General features: G+C 77.3%; 19 protein-coding genes. 10 read left to right on the forward strand and 9 right to left on the reverse strand.

Annotated elements, in window-relative coordinates; genetic code table 11:
* Positions 1-50: 50 nt before the first annotated feature.
* The gene (locus ACRYR7_RS09165) at positions 51-1,091 is read right to left on the reverse strand and encodes a helix-turn-helix transcriptional regulator (RefSeq protein ID WP_432571772.1); all 1,041 of its coding nucleotides are present in this window, start codon (positions 1,089-1,091) and stop codon (positions 51-53) included.
* 171 nt (positions 1,092-1,262) lie between these two features.
* Here ACRYR7_RS09165 and ACRYR7_RS09170 point away from each other — a divergent pair, with 171 nt between their 5' ends.
* A complete protein-coding gene (locus ACRYR7_RS09170) occupies positions 1,263-1,715 on the forward strand; it encodes a peptidase inhibitor family I36 protein (protein ID WP_432571773.1) in 453 nt (150 codons plus the stop codon).
* Positions 1,716-1,776: 61 nt separating this feature from the next.
* On the opposite strand, the gene ACRYR7_RS09175 is transcribed toward ACRYR7_RS09170, so the two are convergent.
* Both ACRYR7_RS09175 and ACRYR7_RS09180 read right to left on the reverse strand, forming a co-directional pair.
* A complete protein-coding gene (locus ACRYR7_RS09175) occupies positions 1,777-2,256 on the reverse strand; it encodes a heme-degrading domain-containing protein (RefSeq protein ID WP_432571774.1) in 480 nt (159 codons plus the stop codon).
* 32 nt (positions 2,257-2,288) lie between these two features.
* Entirely contained in the window at positions 2,289-2,762 is a 474-nt protein-coding gene (locus tag ACRYR7_RS09180) for an anthrone oxygenase family protein (protein ID WP_432571775.1), read from the reverse strand.
* 128 nt (positions 2,763-2,890) lie between these two features.
* On the opposite strand from ACRYR7_RS09180, the gene ACRYR7_RS09185 reads away from it, so the two are divergent.
* Entirely contained in the window at positions 2,891-4,030 is a 1,140-nt protein-coding gene (locus tag ACRYR7_RS09185) for a pyridoxal phosphate-dependent aminotransferase (protein WP_432571776.1), read from the forward strand.
* Between the two features lie 13 nt (positions 4,031-4,043).
* On the opposite strand, the gene ACRYR7_RS09190 is transcribed toward ACRYR7_RS09185, so the two are convergent.
* Entirely contained in the window at positions 4,044-5,105 is a 1,062-nt protein-coding gene (locus ACRYR7_RS09190) for a winged helix DNA-binding domain-containing protein (protein WP_432571777.1), read from the reverse strand.
* A 14-nt stretch (positions 5,106-5,119) separates the two neighbouring features.
* Complete coding sequence (locus ACRYR7_RS09195; protein WP_432571778.1) at positions 5,120-5,875, reverse strand: sulfite exporter TauE/SafE family protein; 756 nt, start codon at positions 5,873-5,875, stop codon at positions 5,120-5,122.
* Positions 5,876-6,027: 152 nt separating this feature from the next.
* On the opposite strand from ACRYR7_RS09195, the gene ACRYR7_RS09200 reads away from it, so the two are divergent.
* From ACRYR7_RS09200 to ACRYR7_RS09215, 4 genes are read left to right on the forward strand one after another with little or no spacing between them, the layout of a single operon-like run.
* Positions 6,028-7,548, forward strand: coding sequence for a DNA polymerase IV (locus ACRYR7_RS09200; protein ID WP_432571779.1), 1,521 nt, complete (start codon positions 6,028-6,030; stop codon positions 7,546-7,548).
* Complete coding sequence (locus ACRYR7_RS09205; protein WP_432571780.1) at positions 7,545-8,462, forward strand: DNA-3-methyladenine glycosylase family protein; 918 nt, start codon at positions 7,545-7,547, stop codon at positions 8,460-8,462. Before ACRYR7_RS09200 ends, ACRYR7_RS09205 begins: the two co-directional genes overlap by 4 nt.
* A 22-nt stretch (positions 8,463-8,484) precedes the next feature.
* Positions 8,485-9,228, forward strand: coding sequence for an SDR family oxidoreductase (locus ACRYR7_RS09210; protein WP_432571781.1), 744 nt, complete (start codon positions 8,485-8,487; stop codon positions 9,226-9,228).
* 57 nt (positions 9,229-9,285) lie between these two features.
* The gene (locus tag ACRYR7_RS09215) at positions 9,286-10,242 is read left to right on the forward strand and encodes a DUF6236 family protein (protein WP_432571790.1); all 957 of its coding nucleotides are present in this window, start codon (positions 9,286-9,288) and stop codon (positions 10,240-10,242) included.
* A gap of 84 nt (positions 10,243-10,326) precedes the next feature.
* Here ACRYR7_RS09215 and ACRYR7_RS09220 read toward each other — a convergent pair whose 3' ends face one another.
* Complete coding sequence (locus tag ACRYR7_RS09220; RefSeq protein WP_432571782.1) at positions 10,327-10,815, reverse strand: hypothetical protein; 489 nt, start codon at positions 10,813-10,815, stop codon at positions 10,327-10,329.
* 224 nt (positions 10,816-11,039) lie between these two features.
* Complete coding sequence (locus tag ACRYR7_RS09225) at positions 11,040-11,954, reverse strand: LysR family transcriptional regulator (RefSeq protein WP_432571783.1); 915 nt, start codon at positions 11,952-11,954, stop codon at positions 11,040-11,042.
* 73 nt (positions 11,955-12,027) lie between these two features.
* Between ACRYR7_RS09225 and ACRYR7_RS09230 the strand changes: the two genes are divergently transcribed.
* The 3 genes from ACRYR7_RS09230 to ACRYR7_RS09240 all read left to right on the forward strand — a co-directional run bounded on the left by ACRYR7_RS09230 (position 12,028) and on the right by ACRYR7_RS09240 (position 14,893).
* Positions 12,028-13,308, forward strand: a complete 1,281-nt coding sequence (locus ACRYR7_RS09230; protein ID WP_432571784.1) for an MFS transporter — start codon at positions 12,028-12,030, stop codon at positions 13,306-13,308.
* 68 nt (positions 13,309-13,376) lie between these two features.
* Complete coding sequence (locus ACRYR7_RS09235; RefSeq protein ID WP_432571791.1) at positions 13,377-14,198, forward strand: NAD-dependent protein deacetylase; 822 nt, start codon at positions 13,377-13,379, stop codon at positions 14,196-14,198.
* Between the two features lie 11 nt (positions 14,199-14,209).
* The gene (locus ACRYR7_RS09240; RefSeq protein WP_432571785.1) at positions 14,210-14,893 is read left to right on the forward strand and encodes a hypothetical protein; all 684 of its coding nucleotides are present in this window, start codon (positions 14,210-14,212) and stop codon (positions 14,891-14,893) included.
* A gap of 79 nt (positions 14,894-14,972) precedes the next feature.
* On the opposite strand, the gene ACRYR7_RS09245 is transcribed toward ACRYR7_RS09240, so the two are convergent.
* Together ACRYR7_RS09245 and ACRYR7_RS09250 are read right to left on the reverse strand one after the other, a co-directional pair.
* Positions 14,973-15,542, reverse strand: a complete 570-nt coding sequence (locus ACRYR7_RS09245) for a hypothetical protein (RefSeq protein WP_432571786.1) — start codon at positions 15,540-15,542, stop codon at positions 14,973-14,975.
* A gap of 58 nt (positions 15,543-15,600) precedes the next feature.
* Complete coding sequence (locus ACRYR7_RS09250; RefSeq protein WP_432571787.1) at positions 15,601-16,137, reverse strand: DinB family protein; 537 nt, start codon at positions 16,135-16,137, stop codon at positions 15,601-15,603.
* An 80-nt stretch (positions 16,138-16,217) separates the two neighbouring features.
* On the opposite strand from ACRYR7_RS09250, the gene ACRYR7_RS09255 reads away from it, so the two are divergent.
* Positions 16,218-17,168, forward strand: a 951-nt coding sequence (locus tag ACRYR7_RS09255) for a helix-turn-helix transcriptional regulator (protein WP_432571788.1), incomplete at its 3' end; no start/stop codon positions are given.

Below are 17,168 nucleotides of genomic sequence, written 5' to 3' on the forward strand. Positions count from 1 at the left end.
TCGCGCCGCCGCCCGCGCCGCCGCCCGCGCCGGCGTGCGCGCGGGCACCGTCAGGGGCGCGCGGGCGCACCGGGCCGGGTGAGGCGGGCGCAGCCCTCCAGCACGGGCAGCAGCCCGAGGTCGCGCCCGCGCAGCACGGCGTTGAGGCGGTCGCCCACGCCGAGCGCCCGGTACAGGTTCTCCAGGTGCTTGTGCACGGTGCGCTCGCTGATGCCGAGGTGGTGGGCGATGGCCGCCGCGGTCAGGCCGTGGGAGAGGTGGCACAGGACCGCGTGCTGGCGCGGGCTGACCACCGCGGGTGCCGCGCCGGCGCCCGCCGCCTCGGTGAGCACGACGGCCGTGGAGCCGGGCAGCGCGGGGCGCCAGCGCAGCTGCAGGACCCCGTGGCGGGTGGGCAGCGCGCCGGTGCGCTGGCTGGCGCTGAGGGCGGAGCGGCTCAGCCGCAGGACGGTGGCCAGCGGCACCCGGTGGCGCTCCAGCAGCGCGCCCGCGGCGTCGTTGAGGTGCACGACGTCGTCCTGGCGGAAGAGCACCAGGCCGGCGCCGGAGGAGACGGCCCGGTCCAGGTCGAGCACCAGCGCGGTGCGCGCGCGGTCGTGCGCGGCGCGGCGCAGGAAGGGCTCGAAGGCGCGCAGGGCGTCGCGCTCGTCGTCGTCGAAGGGGCGGCCGCGGTTGACGCCCCAGCAGTGGGTGACCCCCTCGGCGGTGACGTGCGCGGTGAGCAGGGCGTGGGGCACGCCGTTGGGTTCCAGCAGCAGGCGGCGCATCGGGTTGCGGTCCCACTCCCGCGGGGTGCAGAGGTCCTCCACGCGGCTGGCGGGCAGGCTGCCGTGGCGGGCCACGTGCGGCAGGACGGGGCTGCTGAGGAACACCTCGGGGGGCTGGTCGCGGGCGAAGGGCACCAGCAGGTCGGGCACCTCGGTGATGCGCGGGGTGCCGGCGGTGTCGATCACCGCGTCGGCCGCGACGTCGCCGGGCACCAGGCGCAGCAGGGAGCGCACCCCGGTGAGGACCTGCTCCTCGGGGTCGGGCACCTCCAGCAGCTCGGTGCCCAGCGCGTGCACGAGTCGCCAGCGGCCGACGGTGCGCATGCTCCCCGTCTAGCACGGGTGGTGACGCTGCGCAGCCGTTCGGCTCCGACTGCGCAGTAGTGCGCAGGGGTCCTGGCGGTCGGCCGCGTGCGCTCCTAGAAAGGGCGCACCGGGCCGGGGGGCGCGCACCGCCCCCGCCACGGCGTCCACCCACGACGAAGGAGTCCTGCCGTGCTCGCTCTCCGCCTGCCCACCACCGCCTCCCGCTCCGCCCGCAGGACGGTCCTCGCGGGCCTGGCCGCCACCGTGGCGACCACCGGCCTCGTGCTGGCCGGGACCGCCGCCCCCGCGCACGCCGCGACCGCCCGCAACGGCGTGTGCGAGTCGGGCGAGTTCTGCCTGTACTACTACTCCGGCCAGGGCGGGTCCGTGTCCGACTTCACCGCCTCGGTGTCGAACTACGGCTCCAGCCAGCCCGGTTGCTACGAGTTCCGCGGCGTCGGCAGCGGGCAGGACCAGTGCGTGAAGAACAACGCGATGTCGGTGCGGAACCGCTCCAGCCGGGCGGTGACGGTCTACTACAACAGCGGCTACGCCGGCGCCTCGCAGACCTTCGCGAGCGGTCAGGTCGCCAACCTCAACGCCACGTTGTCGAACAACAACGCCTCCCACAAGCTGCGCTGAGCCGCGGGGCGCCCGGTCGGGCGAGGTGGCGCTGAGGGGGCGCCACCTCGCCCGCCGCCGCTCAGGCGCCCGCGGCGAGGAACGCGGTCAGGGCCTCCACGACGACGCGGTGGTCCTCCGCCTGCGGCAGCCCGGACACGGCGACGGAGCCGATGCAGCCGACCCCGCGCACCAGGACGGGGAACGCGCCGCCGTGGGCGGCGTAGCGGCCGGTGTCCAGGCGCGAGTCGGTGTCGAAGTCCCCACCGGCGGCGCGGAAGCGGGTGCCCACCAGGTAGGAGGAGCACCCGTACAGGTCGACCACGGCCATCTTGCGGTCCAGCCAGACGTCGTTGTCGGCGCTGGAGCCGGGCAGGCCGGCGTGGAAGAGGCGCTGGCCGTTGCGGCGCACCGCGATCGCCACCGGCAGCCGCTCGGCGAGGCAGCGCTCGACGAGCAGGGAGCCCAGCCGCCAGGCGGTGAGCTCGTCGAAGGCGTCGAAGCGCAGGGTGCTCTCCTGCTCCTGCAGGAGGGCGAGCAGGGCGGCGGGGTCGTCGGTCACGGGGGCTCCTCGCGGGGGGTGGGGGGCGAACGCTAGCGGGCCGGGGTGCCGCGGCGGTGGGCGGCGAGCGCGCCGGCGCCGGCCAGCACCGCCAGGGCGCGGCGCACCTGGTGGGCGCGCTCCCAGCGCGCGCGGCCCTCGCGCCAGCCGGGGACCTCCTGCCCGGGGTCCCAGGTGCGCAGCCGCCGGTTGAACGGCACGTGCACGCGGGCGGTGAGGGCGATCGCCGCGGCCACGCACGCCGCCGCCGCCGCGCGCTGGGCCGCGGCCACCGGGTCGCTGCGGCGCAGCGAGGCCGCGGCGGCCGCGCCGCTGGTGAGCGAGGCCACCGACAGCGCCGGCGCCAGGCGGCTCATGACCGTGTCGGCGTGCTGCTGGTGGGAGACGAACCCGGCGAAGTCGGGGGCGCGCCGGCGCCGCCGGCCCAGGTCGGGCACGACCGCCAGGACGAGCGCGGCCGTGAGCGCGTCGTGGGCGCGGGCGGCCGGGGCGGGTGTCGAGGTCACGCCCCCGACCCTGCCCGACCCGCCGCCCCCGCGCGCGGGCGCGGGCGCGGGCGCCCGGGGCACCGGGGCGGGGCGGTCGTAGCCTCGGGGGACCGGCGCGGTGCCGGGTGGTGCGGAGGGGAGCGGCGGTGCCGGCGATCGCGGCGAGGGCGGCGGCCATCCCGCCGTCGGGGATCCGGCGGGTGTTCGAGCTGGCGCAGGGCGTGCCGGGGGCGATCCTGCTGAACGTGGGGGAGCCGGTGCTTCCGGTGGCGCCGCACGTGCTGGCCGCGGCGGCGCGCGCGTGGGAGGCGGACGTGACCTCCTACACCGGCAACGGCGGCATCGGGCCGCTGCGCGCGGCGGTGGCGGCGAAGCTGGCGCGGGAGAACGCCCTGGTGGTGGACCCGGAGCGGGTGTGGGTGACGGCCGGCGGGATGCAGGCGCTGCACCAGGCGATGACGCTGACGCTGGACGCCGGCGACGAGGTGCTGGTGCCGGACCCGGGGTACGCGAACTTCGCGATGACCGCCCGGCACGTGGGGGCGGTGCCGGTGCCGTACCCGCTGCGCGCGGAGCGCGGCTTCCGCCCGGACCCGGCGGACCTGGAGGCGGTGCTGGGCCCGCGCACGCGGGTGCTGGTGGTGAACTCCCCCTCGAACCCGCTGGGCACGGTGCTGGGGGAGGAGGACCTGCGCGCGCTGCTGGCGTTCGCGGCGCGGCACGACCTGTGGGTGATCAGCGACGAGGTGTACGAGCGGTTCACGTTCGGGGTGCCGCACGTGAGCACGGCGGCGCTGGATGCGGACGGGCGGGTGCTCAGCGTGTTCTCGTTCTCCAAGACGTACGCGCTGACGGGGGCGCGGGTGGGGTGGCTGGTGGCGCCGCACGGGTGGGGCGAGGTGCTGCGCTCGGCGCAGGAGGCGGTGGTCAGCTGCGTGAACGCCCCGGCGCAGCTGGCGGCGCTGGCCGCGCTGGAGGGCGACCAGGGCGTCGTGGACGAGGCGCGGGAGTTCTACCGCGGCAACGTGGAGGCGGCGTGCGCGCTGCTGGAGGGGGCGGGGGTGCGCCACCAGCGGCCGGCGGGGGCGTTCTACCTATGGGTGGACGTCGCGCACGCCTCCGGCGGGGACGTGGCGGGGTGGACGGAGCGGTTCCTGCGCGAGCGGGGGGTGGCGGTGGCGCCGGGCAGCGCGTTCGGCGCGCGCGGCGAGGGCTGGGTGCGGGTGTGCGCGGCGGGCGACCGGGAGCTGCTGCTGGAGGGCCTGACGCGCCTGCCCACCCCCTGACCCGCGCCCGGGGTCAGCCCGGGCGGCCGGTGGGCAGGGTGGCCGCGCTGCGCTGCACGCCGCGCAGCACCGCCGGTGCGAAGGGGGTGAACGGCTCGGTGCTCACCGCGTCGCCGTCGCGGGTCCAGGTGCCCACGACGGCGCCGCCGTGCACGACGGTGCCGCGGAAGACGCCGTTGCCGCCGGGCACCACGCGCCCGGCGTGCTCGGCGGGCAGCACGTGCGAGCGGTCGGCGTAGCCGAGGACGAACTCGTCGAAGCCGGGCAGCAGGTGGGTGCCGGCGGCGGCGCGGCGGTGCCCGGCCACCAGGTCCGGCAGGGCGGGGTCGTGCAGCAGCTCCGTCCCCTCCACGTCCACGGCGGCCAGGCGCTCGCGCACCGCGGCCACCGCGCGCCGGGCGGCGGTGACCGGCAGGCCCGCCCAGCGGGCCAGGTCGGCGACGCTCGCGGGCCCGTGGGAGGTCAGGAACCGCAGGGCCAGCTCGGCCAGGGCCTGCTCGCCCTCCAGGGCGCGCGGGGCGGTCACGTGCTCGGCCAGCAGCACGAAGTCCTGCTCGCGCCCGCGCACCGGGCCCAGGCACAGCACGCCGGTCAGCGACAGGTGCAGCAGCAGGTGGTAGCCGCGCCCGCCGGCGGTGCGCTGCCCGGCGGCCTCGAACGCGGCGAGCACCTCGGAGCGCGCGGCCCCGCGCCCGCCGCGCAGCAGGCCCTGCGCGGCGCGGCGGGCGGCGGCGACGTCGGCCTCCGCCACGCCCAGGGCGGCGCGGCGGGCGGTGGTGGAGCGCAGCACCCGCGGCGCGCACAGCGCCAGCACCCAGGGCAGGTCCGCGGCGGGCAGCAGGTGCAGGGTGCCGCGCAGCGGCCAGGAGCGCACCACCTGCCCGGCGGCCAGGGCGGCGGGCAGGTCCGGCCCGCCGGGGGCGGTGCGCAGCGCGACGGCGGTGGTGGCGGCGCGCAGGTCCTGCGCCTGCACGCACGTCAGGTGCTCCACGACGGCGGCCGCGCCCGGCAGCGCCGGCACGACGCGCTGGGCGACCAGCCGCCACAGCCCCACCTCCCGCGCCGCCAGCCGCACGGCCGCCCCCTCCCTCAGCGCAGCAGGTTCAGCCCGGACAGCCCCGAGGCGCCGAGCACGACGTTCTCGAAGAGCTGGCGGTTCAGCCGGCCCACCAGCCAGCGCCCCAGCAGCGCCCCGGCCACGACGGCGGGCACCAGCAGCAGGTCCAGGCGCAGGGAGTCGGCGTCGACCAGGCCCAGCCCGGCGCTGAACGGCACCTTGATGACGTTGAGGATGAAGAAGAACCACGCCCCGGTGCCCAGGAACGACATCACGCCCAGGCCCATGGTGAACAGGTAGATCGACATGGGTGTGCCGCCGGCGTTGGCGACCATCGTGCAGAACCCGGCCAGCAGCCCGAACGCCGCGGCCAGCGCGCGGCGCCGGGCCGGGGAGGCCGGCACCGCGTCCGTGCCGGCGCGGCGCAGCCGCCACCGGCGCAGCACGTGGGTGGCCACCAGCAGCACCAGCACCGCGCCGATGGAGCGGCGCATGACGGTGTCGTCGACGACGTCGACGAACCACACGCCCAGCAGCACCCCGACCAGGACGCTGGGCAGCAGCCGCAGCAGCAGCCCCCAGTCGGCGTGCCGGCGGTAGGCGGCCACGGCGAACAGGTCGCCGACGATGAGCAGGGGCAGGATCGCACCGGTGGACTCCTTGGCCGGCAGCACGGCGGCGAAGACCGCCACCGCCAGGGTGCCGGCGCCGCCGATGGCGGTCTTGGCGAAGCCGATGACCAGCGCGGCGAGGACGAGCAGCACGTAGCCGGTGGTGCTCAGGTCCACGGCGCGTCCCGGGGGTGGGGTGGTGTCACCGCGCGAGGCTATGCCCCCGCCGCGGCGGCGGCGCTCGCCCGCGGCGGGTGTCGGCGGGTGTCGGCGGGTCCGCGCGGGTGCCGGCGGGTGCCCGCCGGTGCTGCGGGGGTGTCGGGGGCGGGGTGCAGACTCGTCGGGTGCTGTCCTGCGGCGGGTCCCCGGTGCGCTCGCGCCCGGACGCGGCGCGCCCAGCGGTGCTGCACCTGGACCTCGACGCGTTCTTCGCCGCGGTGGAGCAGCGCGACAAGCCCTCGCTGCGCGGGCGGCCGGTGGTGGTGGGCGGCACCGGCGGGCGCGGGGTGGTGGCCACCGCCAGCTACGAGGCGCGCGTGTTCGGGGTGGGCTCGGCGATGCCGACGGCGCAGGCGCGCCGGCTGTGCCCGAACGCGGCGTACCTGGCGGGGCGCTTCGGCGCCTACCGGGTGGTCTCCGAGCAGGTGATGGCGCTGGCGCGCGAGCTGTCGCCGCTGGTGGAGCCGGTGTCGATGGACGAGGCGTACGTGGACCTGTCCGCCGAGCACGAGGACCTGGACGAGCGGGCGGTGGCCGGGATCGCCGCGGAGTTCCGGGCGGCGGTGCGCGCGCGCACGGGCCTGACGGTGTCGGTGGGCGCCGGCCCCAGCAAGCTGGTCGCGAAGATCGCCTCGGACCTGCGCAAGCCCGACGCCCTGGTCGTCGTGCCGCCGGCGGAGCAGCACGCGCTGCTGGCGCCGCTGAGCGTGCGCAAGCTGCCCGGGGTGGGGGCGGTGACCGGCGACCGGCTGGTGCGCAGCGGGCTGAAGACGGTGGGGGACCTCGCCGCGGCCGACGAGGGGGAGCTGGTGCGGATGCTGGGCCGCGCCCACGGCAGCGGCCTGCTGGCCTTCGCGCGCGGGGTGGACCCGCGGCCGGTGGTGCCCGAGCGGGAGGCGAAGTCGGTCTCGGCGGAGGAGACGTTCTCCACGGACCTGACCGACCGGCGCGACCTGACCGAGCGGACCCGGCGGATGGCCGAGCGGGTCGCGGCCCGGCTGGTGGCGGGCGGGGTGTCGGGGCGCACGGTGACGCTGAAGGTGCGCCGGTACGACTTCACGACGCTGAACCGCTCGCGCACCCTGCCGCACGCGACGAGCGCGGCGCGCGAGATCGCCGCGCACGCCGCGGAGCTGCTGGAGGGCGTGGACGTGGCCGACGGGGTGCGGCTGCTGGGGGTGGGCGTCTCGGGGCTGTCGGAGTTCGCCCAGGCGGACCTGCTGGCGGAGCTGCTGGGACCGGCGGACGGGCCGGGCGAGCACGGGGAGCCGGGGGCGGCGGACGGGGCCGGGGAGCCGGGGGAGCCCGGTGGGCCCGGCGGCGCGGCGCAGGCGGGCGCGGTGGTGCCCGGCGGGTCCGCGCACCCCTACGGCCCGCCGGCGCGGCCGGGCTGGCGGCCCGGGCAGGACGTCGAGCACGCCGAGCACGGGCCGGGGTGGGTGCAGGGCTCGGGCGTGGGCCGGGTGACGGTGCGCTTCGAGGGCCCGCACACCCCGCCGGGGCGCATCCGCACCTTCCGCGACGACGACCCGGACCTGGTGCCCGCGGACCCGCCGGTGTTCGACCCGCGGCGGGCGGACCTGGACGGCGCGGGCGGCGCGGGCGGCGCGGACGCGCGGGTGGCGTCGTGACGCCCCCGGTGACCGCCGGGGCGCCGACCGCCGAGCGGGTCCTGCCCGTGCCGGGCGGGCTGGCGAGCGGGCCGCTGCGCCGCTTCCTGCTCGCGCACGTCGTGCCGGGCGCCGAGCGGCACGACGCGGCCACCGGCACCCACGAGCGGGTGGTGCCCACCGGTGCCGGCCCGGTGGTGGCGGCGGTGGTCCTGGGCACCGCCGAGCGCGGCGGGCAGGTGCTGGTGCGCGCCTCGGCGCCGGTGCTGGACGAGGTGTGCGCGGTGGTGCGCCGTTGGCTGGACCTGGACGGCGAGGTCGCCGCCGCCGAGGCGCACCTGGGCGCGGACGCGGAGCTGGCGCCGCTGGTGGCCGCGCGCCCGGGGCTGCGGGTGCCGCGGGCGGTCTGCGGCGCGGAGACGGCGCTGCTGACGGTGCTGGGCCAGCAGGTCTCGCTGGCGGCGGCGCGCACGTTCGCCGGCCGGCTCGTCGCCGCCCACGGCGAGCCCGTGGCGGGCGGGCTGCGCGCCTTCCCCGCCCCGGCGGCGCTGGCCGCGGCCGGGCCGGAGGCGCTGCGGGCGGTGACGGGCGTGACCGGGGCGCGCTCGCGCACCCTGCACGCGCTGGCGGGCCTGCTGGCCGGGGGGCTGGACCTGGACGCGGCGCGCGCGGCCGGCGAGGGCGCGCTCGCGCGCGAGCGGCTGCTGGCGCTGCCGGGGGTGGGGCCGTGGACGGCGGACTACGTGGCGCTGCGCGCGCTGGGCGACGACGACGCGTTCCTGCCCGGCGACCTGGTGCTGCGCAAGGCGATGGGCGGGGTCTCCCCGGCGGCGGCGCTGGCGCGGGCGCGGCCCTGGCGGCCCTGGCGCGGCTACGCGCTGCTGCACCTGTGGACGGCGCGGGTGTTCGCCGCTCCGCCGGTGCCCACCACGTGAGTGCTTCTGTACCGTGCGTGACGTGCAGCAGCCCCAGGGGACCGTGGTCGTGACCGGTGGCAGCAGGGGCATCGGTGCCGCCGTCGTGCAGGCGCTGGCGGCGCGGGGGGTGCCCGTCTGCTTCAGCTACGCCGCCAACCGCGAGGCCGCCGAGTTCGTCGCCGAGCAGGCCGCCGACCTCGGCACGCCCGTGCGGGCCGTGCGCGCCGACGTCTCCGACGAGGCCGACGTGCGGCACCTGTTCGCGCGCGCCGAGGACCTCGGCCCGGTCACCGGCCTGGTCAACAACGCCGGCGTCAACGCCCCGGCCGCGCGCGTGGAGGACATCGACGCCGCCCGCGTGCGCCGCCTGCTCGACGTCAACGTCGTCGGCGCGTTCCTGTGCGCGCGCGAGGCGGTGATCCGCATGGCCCGCGGCGGCGGCGGCACCGTCGTCAACGTCTCCTCCCGCGCCGCCGTGCTCGGCAGCCCCGGCGAGTACGTCGACTACGCCGCCTCCAAGGCCGCCGTCGACGCCCTCACGGTGGGCCTGGCCCGCGAGGTGGCCGGGCAGGGCATCCGCGTCGTCGGGGTCCGCCCGGGGCTGATCCGCACCGACATCCACGCCACCGCCGGCGACCCCGGCCGCGTGGAGCGCCTGCAGAGGAGCGTGCCCATGGGCCGCGGCGGGGAGGCCTCCGAGGTCGCCGAGGCGGTCGTGTGGCTGCTGTCGGACGCGGCCTCGTACGTCACCGGCACCACGCTGGACGTGAGCGGGGGGCGCTGAGGCTCCGAGGAGCGTCCTGCCCGATCGAATCAACTGGAGGAATAGCCGTTGCCCGCGATGCTCTATTACCCGTTGATCGCGCCACCGAAGCCGGTGCTGTGGCAAGCGATCCTCTACTGGGATTCGTTAAAGAGCATTGTCCCCCAGCGCTACGAGTTGCCCGAAGAGCTGCAAAAGCTCGGGAACTTCTATCAACCGCTGAGCTTGGACAGAGTTCTGTCTCCGCAACATTTGAACCGCATGGTGGTCGAAATGGACGCCGTCATTGCAAATACGGACCCCTCCAAGCTGCTTCCCGTGCCTGGGCCACTAAGACCGCATAATCGTCTCTATTACGGCAAGCTGCCTGAGAGTATCGAGACGAGCCTTGAGAGGCGTGGTGCGCTGAGCGGTGGAGGAGCTGCCTACCTGGCTCGGGAGGAATTACTGTTACCGCTGCTGGCGGTCGCTGCTAGGTATGCCGCCTCGGCATCTGGTCAGCGAAGCGGAGAGCGCCACATTACGCACACCAGTCTTCCTGATGCGCATGCTTTGGCATACTCACCTTTGCCCGGGAACGAGCAGCCCTGCCTGATCGCCGAGATTGGATCACTGCTGCCAGTCCCCTCCGAGGATGTCCCCGTTGAAGACGTCCTCGAGTTTCGCAATCGTCACCAGGCTGAGCGCCGACAACTGATCGACAAGCTAGATGCAGTGGTGACCCGGCATCGGCAGAGTAGGGTACTAGGGCATCCGCTGGATGAACGAAAGTTTCTCCATGAGCTCGAAGAAGCCGTCGAGAATTACGGCACAGCCCGCAAGAAGACTGGTTGGCATTGGGGAGCGATTGGCGCAGCAGCGGTGGTGGGGACAGCTGTCGATATGGTGTCCCAAGTTCCAGCGTGGAGTGGCTTGCTCCTCTCACCTCTCCTCGATCTAGGCGTCGAGTTCGTCGCGGGCAAGACGCGCGGCACCTCGGAACCCGCATACACCTACTTGTATCAGTTGAATAGGCGATTCTCCGTCCCGGGTTAAGGGATGGTCGGCCGATTCTCTATGGGCGAATGTCGTGAAGCAGGCGCTCCGAGCGGTGCGTGACCGAAGCGATAGATGGTGCGCTCAGGTGACAGGACCCGGCAGCCGGTCAAGCTGGTCGCGCCTAGCGCGCGCCTCCTCGACGAGGAGCCGGGCGCGTTGCGCTGTAGCCTCGGCGCGGCAGCCGGGCATTACGATGGCCAGCTCGTCGCCGTCCGTGCGGGCCACGACGTCCTCACAGCGATAGTCGGCTGGTGGCCAGGACGGCAGCGACATGCACTGGGGCGGTGTCGCCACCGAGGTGGCCGTGAGTGTCGCCGATGAATTTCTAGCGGCCCATGTCGATGGAGACGAGCGCATGACCCGTTCCGTGGCGGCCTTCAGCACCGCCTCGTTCAGGCGCAGCTGGCTGGCGGTTCGGACGACGGGCACACGGGAGAACTCCTGCCCGGTGACGCCGGCGTCGCGGCTGAGCGGGTTCAGCTCTACTACTGCGCCGGTGCCAGCCAGCGTAGCTAGCACCACCAGCGGTTCAGTGTGGCGCATGGACAGCAAGAGCAGTGCGACGCACACCACCCCCAGCGCGGTCGTGGCAAGCGGTTCCGGCCACTGAACGCGCCCGGTGCTCAGTCAGGACGTGCCTAGGCAGTTGGTGGTAGGCCACGAGAGCACCGCTTGCCCACGTCCCCGCCGAGGCAGGGCGGCGCGCGCAGGGAATCGCCGCACGGCCCGGCTGAGTCCGGCGGGCGGGTCCACGACTGGCGGCGCGGGTGCGCGCTGGAGGGGCGTGCGGCGCCTCAGCCGGAGCGGCTCAGCAGCTCCGGGCGGGCCAGCACCAGGTCCAGGAACGCGGCCGCCACCGCCGGCAGCTCCTCGTCGCGGTGCACGACGCCCAGGGTGCGCGAGGTGCGCGGCCCGCGCAGGGGCCGCTCGACCGCGCCGGCGCGCGCCGGGCCGGGGGCGGGCAGCAGCGCCACCCCGAGGCCGGCGGCCACCAGCCCGCGCACGGTGTCGGCGTCCTGGCCCTCGAACGCCACCGCCGGGTGCACGCCGGCCTCGGCGAACAGCGCCTCGGCGGTCTCGCGCAGCCCGTAGCCGTGTTCGAAGAGGACGAACGGCTCGCCGGCGACGTCGGCGAGGGCGAGGTGCGCCCGCCCGGCCAGGGGGTGCTCGGCGGGCAGGCACAGCGTCAGCGGCTGCTCCAGCAGGGCGCGGGCGCGCAGGCCGGGCGCGGCCGGCAGCGGGGAGGTGAGCACCAGGTCGACGTCCCCGGCGGCCAGCCGCTCCAGCAGCGCTCCGGCGGCACCCTGGGTGAGCTGGAAGCGGGCGCCGGGGTGCTCTTGCCGGAAGGCGCGCACCAGCGCGGGCACGGCCGCCGCGCCCAGGGTGTGCAGGAACCCCAGGGCGACGCGGCCGGTGGCGGGGGAGTCGTCCTCGCGCACCGCGCGCACGCCGCGCTCGACCTCGCCCAGGGCCCGGCGGGCGGCCTCGGCCAGGGCGCGCCCGGCGGCGGTCAGCCGCACCCCGCGCCCGTGCGGGGCCAGCAGCGGCACGCCCACGGCGTCCTGCACGCGCGCCAGGGCGCGGCTGACGGTGGGCTGGCCCAGCCCGAGCTCCTGCGCGGCGCGGGTGACGTGCCCGTGCTCGGCGACGGTCACCAGCACCCGCAGCGGCCCGGTGAGGGCCCGCACCACCTCGTCGACGTCCTCCACCCGGCCATGGTGCATCGGTTCGCCGCGGTCCATGCATTGGACGCATGGGAGGGGGCTCCCTACCGTCGGGCGGGTGGGTGCGGACAGCCGGGCGGGAGCCGCCGCGGACGCCGAGCGGCGCAGCGGGCACGGCGGTCCGGCCGGCCCCGCCGCTCCCGGCGAGCACGGCGAGCACGGCCACCGGCGCGTCGTCGTGGCCGTCTTCGCCGCCGGCGTGGCCACCTTCGCGCAGCTGTACTCCGTGCAGGCCGTCCTGCCGGCGCTGGCCGGCGACCTGCACGTCGGCGCCTCCCGCGCGGCGCTGTCGGTGTCGGTGGCCACCGGCGCGCTGGCGCTGTCGGTCGTGGGCTGGAGCGCCCTGGCCGACCGCGCCGGGCGGGTGCCCGTCATGGTCGCCTCCGTCGTGGCCGCCACCGCGCTGGGGCTGGCGGTGCCGTGGGCGCCGGGGGTGGGGGCGCTGCTGGTGCTGCGGGCGCTGCAGGGCGCCGCCCTGGGCGGGCTGCCCGCGGTGGCGGTGGCGTACCTGGCCGAGGAGCTGCCCGCCGGGCGGGTCGCGCGCGCCGCCGCCGCCCACGTCGCCGGCACCTCCCTGGGCGGGCTGTCCGGGCGGGTGCTGTCCGCCGCCGTCGCCGACCTCGCCGGGTGGCGCTGGGGCGTGGCCGCCGTCGCCGTGCTGGGCGCGGTGGCCACCGCCGCGTTCTGCGTGCTGGTGCCGCGCGCGCGGGGGTTCGCGCCGCGCCGCCGCGGCACCGGGCCCGGGCTGGCCGCGCGGCTGCGCCGGGCCCTGGCCGACCCGGGCCTGCTCGTGCTGTACGCGCAGGGCCTGCTGCTCATGGGCGCCTTCGTCAGCGTCTGCAACTACCTCGGCTTCCGGCTGCTGGCGCCGCCGTTCTCGCTGTCGCAGACCGTCGTGGGGCTGCTGTTCGTCGTCTACCTCGCCGGCACCGCCTCCTCCGCGCTCGCCGGGCGCCTGGCCGCGGCCGGCCGGCTGCGGGTGCTGCTGGGCTCCACCGCGGTGCTGGCCGCCGGGGCCGTGCTGACCCTGGCGGGCTCGCTGGTGCTCGTCGTGGCCGGGCTGGTGCTGGTGACCGCGGGCTTCTTCGCCGCGCACGCCGTGGCCAGCGGCTGGGCCGGGGCGCGGGCGCTGCCCGGCGCGCGCGCCCAGGCCTCGGCCCTGTACACGTTCGGCTACTACGTCGGCTCCAGCGTGCTCGGCTGGCTCGGCGGCGTCGCCCACGACGCCGGCGGCTGGGGCGCGGTCGTCGCCGGGGTGCTCGTGCTGGCCGCGGGCGCCGCCGCGCCGGCCGCGCTGGTCCTGCGCGCCGGGCGCGCGGCGGGCAGCATGGCCCCGTGAGCGAGCACGGGGCGGACGGGCCGGGCGCGGCCGAGCGGGAGGAGCCGGCGCGGGAGCGGGAGCGGCGGCTGCGCGACCTCGTCGCCGGCGGGGGCGTGGCCGTCCTGGCGGGCGCGGGGCTGTCCACCGACTCCGGCATCCCCGACTACCGCGGCCCCAACGGCTCGCTGCAGCGGCACACGCCCATGACGTACCAGGAGTTCACCGGCTCGGCGCGGGCGCGCTGGCGCTACTGGGGCCGCAGCCACGTCGGCTGGGAGCACTTCCGCCGCGCCCGGCCCAACGACGGGCACCGCGCGCTGGCCGCCCTGCAGGGCGCCGGCCTGCTCGACGGCGTGGTCACCCAGAACGTCGACGGGCTCGAGGCCGCCGCCGGCTGCACGGGCGTGGTGGAGCTGCACGGCAACCTCGACCGGGTGGTGTGCCTGCACTGCGGCGAGGTCACCGCCCGCGCCGAGCTCGCCGAGCGCCTGTGCGCGGCCAACCCCGGTTTCGACGCGCGCCTGCGCGAGTTCCGCGCCCTGAACCCCGACGGCGACGCCGACCTCACCGACGAGCAGCTCGAGGGCTTCCGCGCCGTGCCGTGCCGGCGCTGCGGGCAGGACGCCCTCAAGGCCGACGTCGTCTTCTTCGGCGAGACGGTGCCGCGCGAGCGCGTGGAGGCCTCCTTCGCCCTGGTCGAGGGCGCGCGCGCCCTGCTCGTCGTCGGCTCCTCCTTGACCGTGATGTCCGGGTACCGCTTCGTGCTGCACGCCGCCAAGCGCGGCACCCCCGTGGCGATCGTGAACTCCGGGCCCACCCGCGGCGACGCCAAGGCCGACGTGCGCGTGGACGCGCCGCTGGGCGAGGTCCTGCCGCACCTGGCCGGCGAGCTCGCCGGCGTGCGCTGAGGCGCGGGCCGTTGCGCTGGTACGCGGACCTGCCCGCCGCGCGCGCCCGCCAGCTCGCCGCGGACGCGCTGTGGCTGGTGCTGGTGGTGGCCTCGCTGCTGCTGGGCCGTGCCGTCGCCGCGGCCGTCTCCGCGCTGGCGGACCCCGCGCGCGGCGTCGCCGGCGGGGCGGCGGACCTCTCGCGCCAGCTCGCCGGCGCCGGCGAGGGCGCGGCCGGGGTGCCCCTGGTGGGCGACGAGCTGGCCGGGCCCCTGCAGCGCGCCGCCGCCGGTGCGGCGTCGCTGGCGGCCGCCGGCCAGGAGCAGGTCGACGCCGTGCTGCGCGTGGCCACCGTGCTGGGGGTGGCGACCGCCGCGGTGCCGGTGGTGCTGGTGACCCTGGCGCGGGGGGTGCCGCGGCTGCGCTGGCAGCGCCGCGCCGACGAGGCCCGCCGCCTGGCCGCCACCCCCGGCGGGCGCGAGCTGCTGGCCCTGCGGGCGCTGGCGCTGCGCACCCCGGGCGAGCTGCTGGCCGCGCACCCCGAGCCGGTCGCGGCGTGGCGGCGCGGGGACGAGGGCGCCGTGCGCGCCCTGGCCGGCCTGCAGCTGCGCGCCGCGGGCCTGCGCCCCCGCGACGCGGACGCCCCCGCGAGCCCTCGCCCCGACCCCGACCCCGACCCCGGCCCCGGTCCCCACCCTGGTCCCCACCAGCGGTGATCACGCACTGCTGAGGATTCAACAGTGCATGATCACCGCGGGGACGGCTGCTCCGGGGCGGGGTGCCCCGGGTGGGGGTTCAGAGCTGCGCGCGGCGGTGCTCGACGGCCTCCAGGACCGTCTTGCGGCCCTTGCCGAGCTCCTTCTCCGCCCTCTCGGCGCGGTCCAGCTCGTCCACCTCGTCCATGCCCCGCACCCGCTGCACCGCCTCGGCGGCGGTGAGGTCGATCAGCTCGGCGGCCTCGCGCGCGTGCCGGGCCGCGTCGGTGTTGGCGACGTGCTGCTCCCGCCCGGAGCGCTTGCGCTCCTCGGTGGCGCGCTTCTCGTCCTCGCTGAGCAGCTCCCACGCCGCCTCGGGCAGGTAGCGCTTCGTGCCCTCGCCGCTGCGGGCCCGCGTCGAGCCGTCGGCGGTGCGCCAGTCCTGCCCGGTCCACTCCTGCAGGTGCTGCTGGGACTCGCTGCGCTCGCCGGGGTGGCGGTACCCGCCGCCCCGCGCCTCGTACTCGTGCTGGAGCAGCTGGCTCTTGCGCGCGCTCCACTGCCCGGCCCGCCCGCCCTTGTCGCCGGCCTTGATCTCCTCCTTGAGCCGCTCGCGCAGCTCGGGTTCGGTGTAGTCCTCGCCGTAGTCCTCCGCCGACTTCCCGCTCACGCTCCCCAGCCTGGCGCGGCGGGTGCCGGGCCGCACCCGCACCCGCCGCGCGACCGGCTCAGCCCATCGTCCTCTGCCCGTCCAGGGACTCGCGCAGCACGTCGGCGTGCCCGGCGTGCTGGGCTGTCTCGGCGAGCACGTGCAGCAGCACCCGCCGCGCCGACCAGCGCGCGCCGGGGGTGAACCACGGCGCCGGCGGCAGCTCGCGGTCGGCGTCCAGGTCCGGCAGCGCGCGCACGAGCTCCTCGGTGCGCCGGGCGACGGCGTCGTAGGCGTCCAGGACGTCGGCCAGCCGCTCGCCGGGCAGCATCCGGAACCCGTCGGCCCAGGTGTTGCCGTCCGCGCCGCTGACGGCCTCGGGGCCCTCGGTGAGGAAGGCGGTCCAGCCGGACTCCACGAGGGTGACGTGCTTGACCAGCCCGCCCAGGCACAGCTCGCTGACGGTGGTGCGCAGCGCCGCCTGCTCGTCGCTCAGGCCGCGCACGGTGTGCTTCAGGAGGCCCCGGTGCAGGGCCAGGGTGCCCAGCAGGTCTTCGACCTCGCGGCTCGCGGAGGTGGTGGGGGAGGTGGTGGGGGTGTTCGTCGTCGTGGTCATGCCTCCACACTCGTGCGCGAAGGTGCCAGTTCCTGACCGCTGCCCCGGTTCCCCCGGGGCCGATCCCCCGGGAGGGCCCGGTGTCCACCAGCGCCCGCACCCTGCAGCTGCTCTCGCTGCTGCAGTCGCACCGCCTCGTCAGCGGCGCGGACCTGGCCGCCCGCCTGGAGGTCTCGCTGCGCACGCTGCGCCGCGACGTGGACCGGCTGCGCGAGCTGGGCTACCCGGTGCAGGCGCACCGCGGCGGCGCGGGCGGCTACCGGCTGCTGCCGGGGGCGAGCCTGCCGCCGCTGGTGCTCGACGACGACGAGGCCGTGGCCCTGGTGGTGGGCCTGCAGGCCGCCGCCGACAGCGCCGTGGTCGGCACGGCGGAGGCGTCGGTGCGGGCGCTGGCGAAGGTGACCGCCGTGCTGCCCGCCCGGCTGCGCCGGCGCGCCGACGCGCTGGGCCGGGCGACCGTGCCCGCGCGCTGGACGGAACCGGTGGCCGCCGTCGACGCGGCCGTGCTGACGGCGCTGGCGCAGGCGTGCCGGGGCCGCGAGGGCGTGGGCTTCGAGCACACCGGCGCCGACGGCGCGGTGGTGCCGCGCCGCGCCGACCCGCACCGCCTGGTGCGGATGGACCGGCACTGGTACCTGCTGGCGCACGACCTGGACCGCCACGACTGGCGCGTCTTCCGCCTGGACCGCGTGGCGCGGGTGCGCCCGGACGGCAGGGTGTTCGCCCCGCGCGAGGTGCCCGGCGGCGACGCGGCGGAGTTCGTGCGCCGCCGCTTCAGCGCCGGCGCGCCGCGGCACGAGGTGCGCGCCCGCGTCGAGGCGCCGGCGGCCTCCGTGCGCCGCGCCGTGGGCGCCTGGGCGCGCGTGCAGGCCGACGGCGAGGGGCGCTGCGAGCTGCGCGCGAGCACCACGTCGCTGGACTGGGCGGCCTTCGCCCTGCTGCGCACCGGCGCGCCGTTCACCGTGCTGGAGCCCCCCGCCCTGCGCGAGCACCTCGCCGCCTGGTCCGCCCGCCTCCCCGCCCCCGCCCCC

This window comes from Kineococcus gurbantunggutensis, from assembly GCF_050871925.1.
Lineage (GTDB): Bacteria > Actinomycetota > Actinomycetes > Actinomycetales > Kineococcaceae > Kineococcus.

Coding starts and splice junctions, on each gene's coding strand:
- ACRYR7_RS09250 (WP_432571787.1), bottom strand. CDS start 16,137: ATGACCACGACGACGAACACCCCCACCACCTCCCCCACCACCTCCGCG.
- ACRYR7_RS09215 (WP_432571790.1), top strand. CDS start 9,286: ATGCTCTATTACCCGTTGATCGCGCCACCGAAGCCGGTGCTGTGGCAA.
- ACRYR7_RS09165 (WP_432571772.1), bottom strand. CDS start 1,091: ATGCGCACCGTCGGCCGCTGGCGACTCGTGCACGCGCTGGGCACCGAG.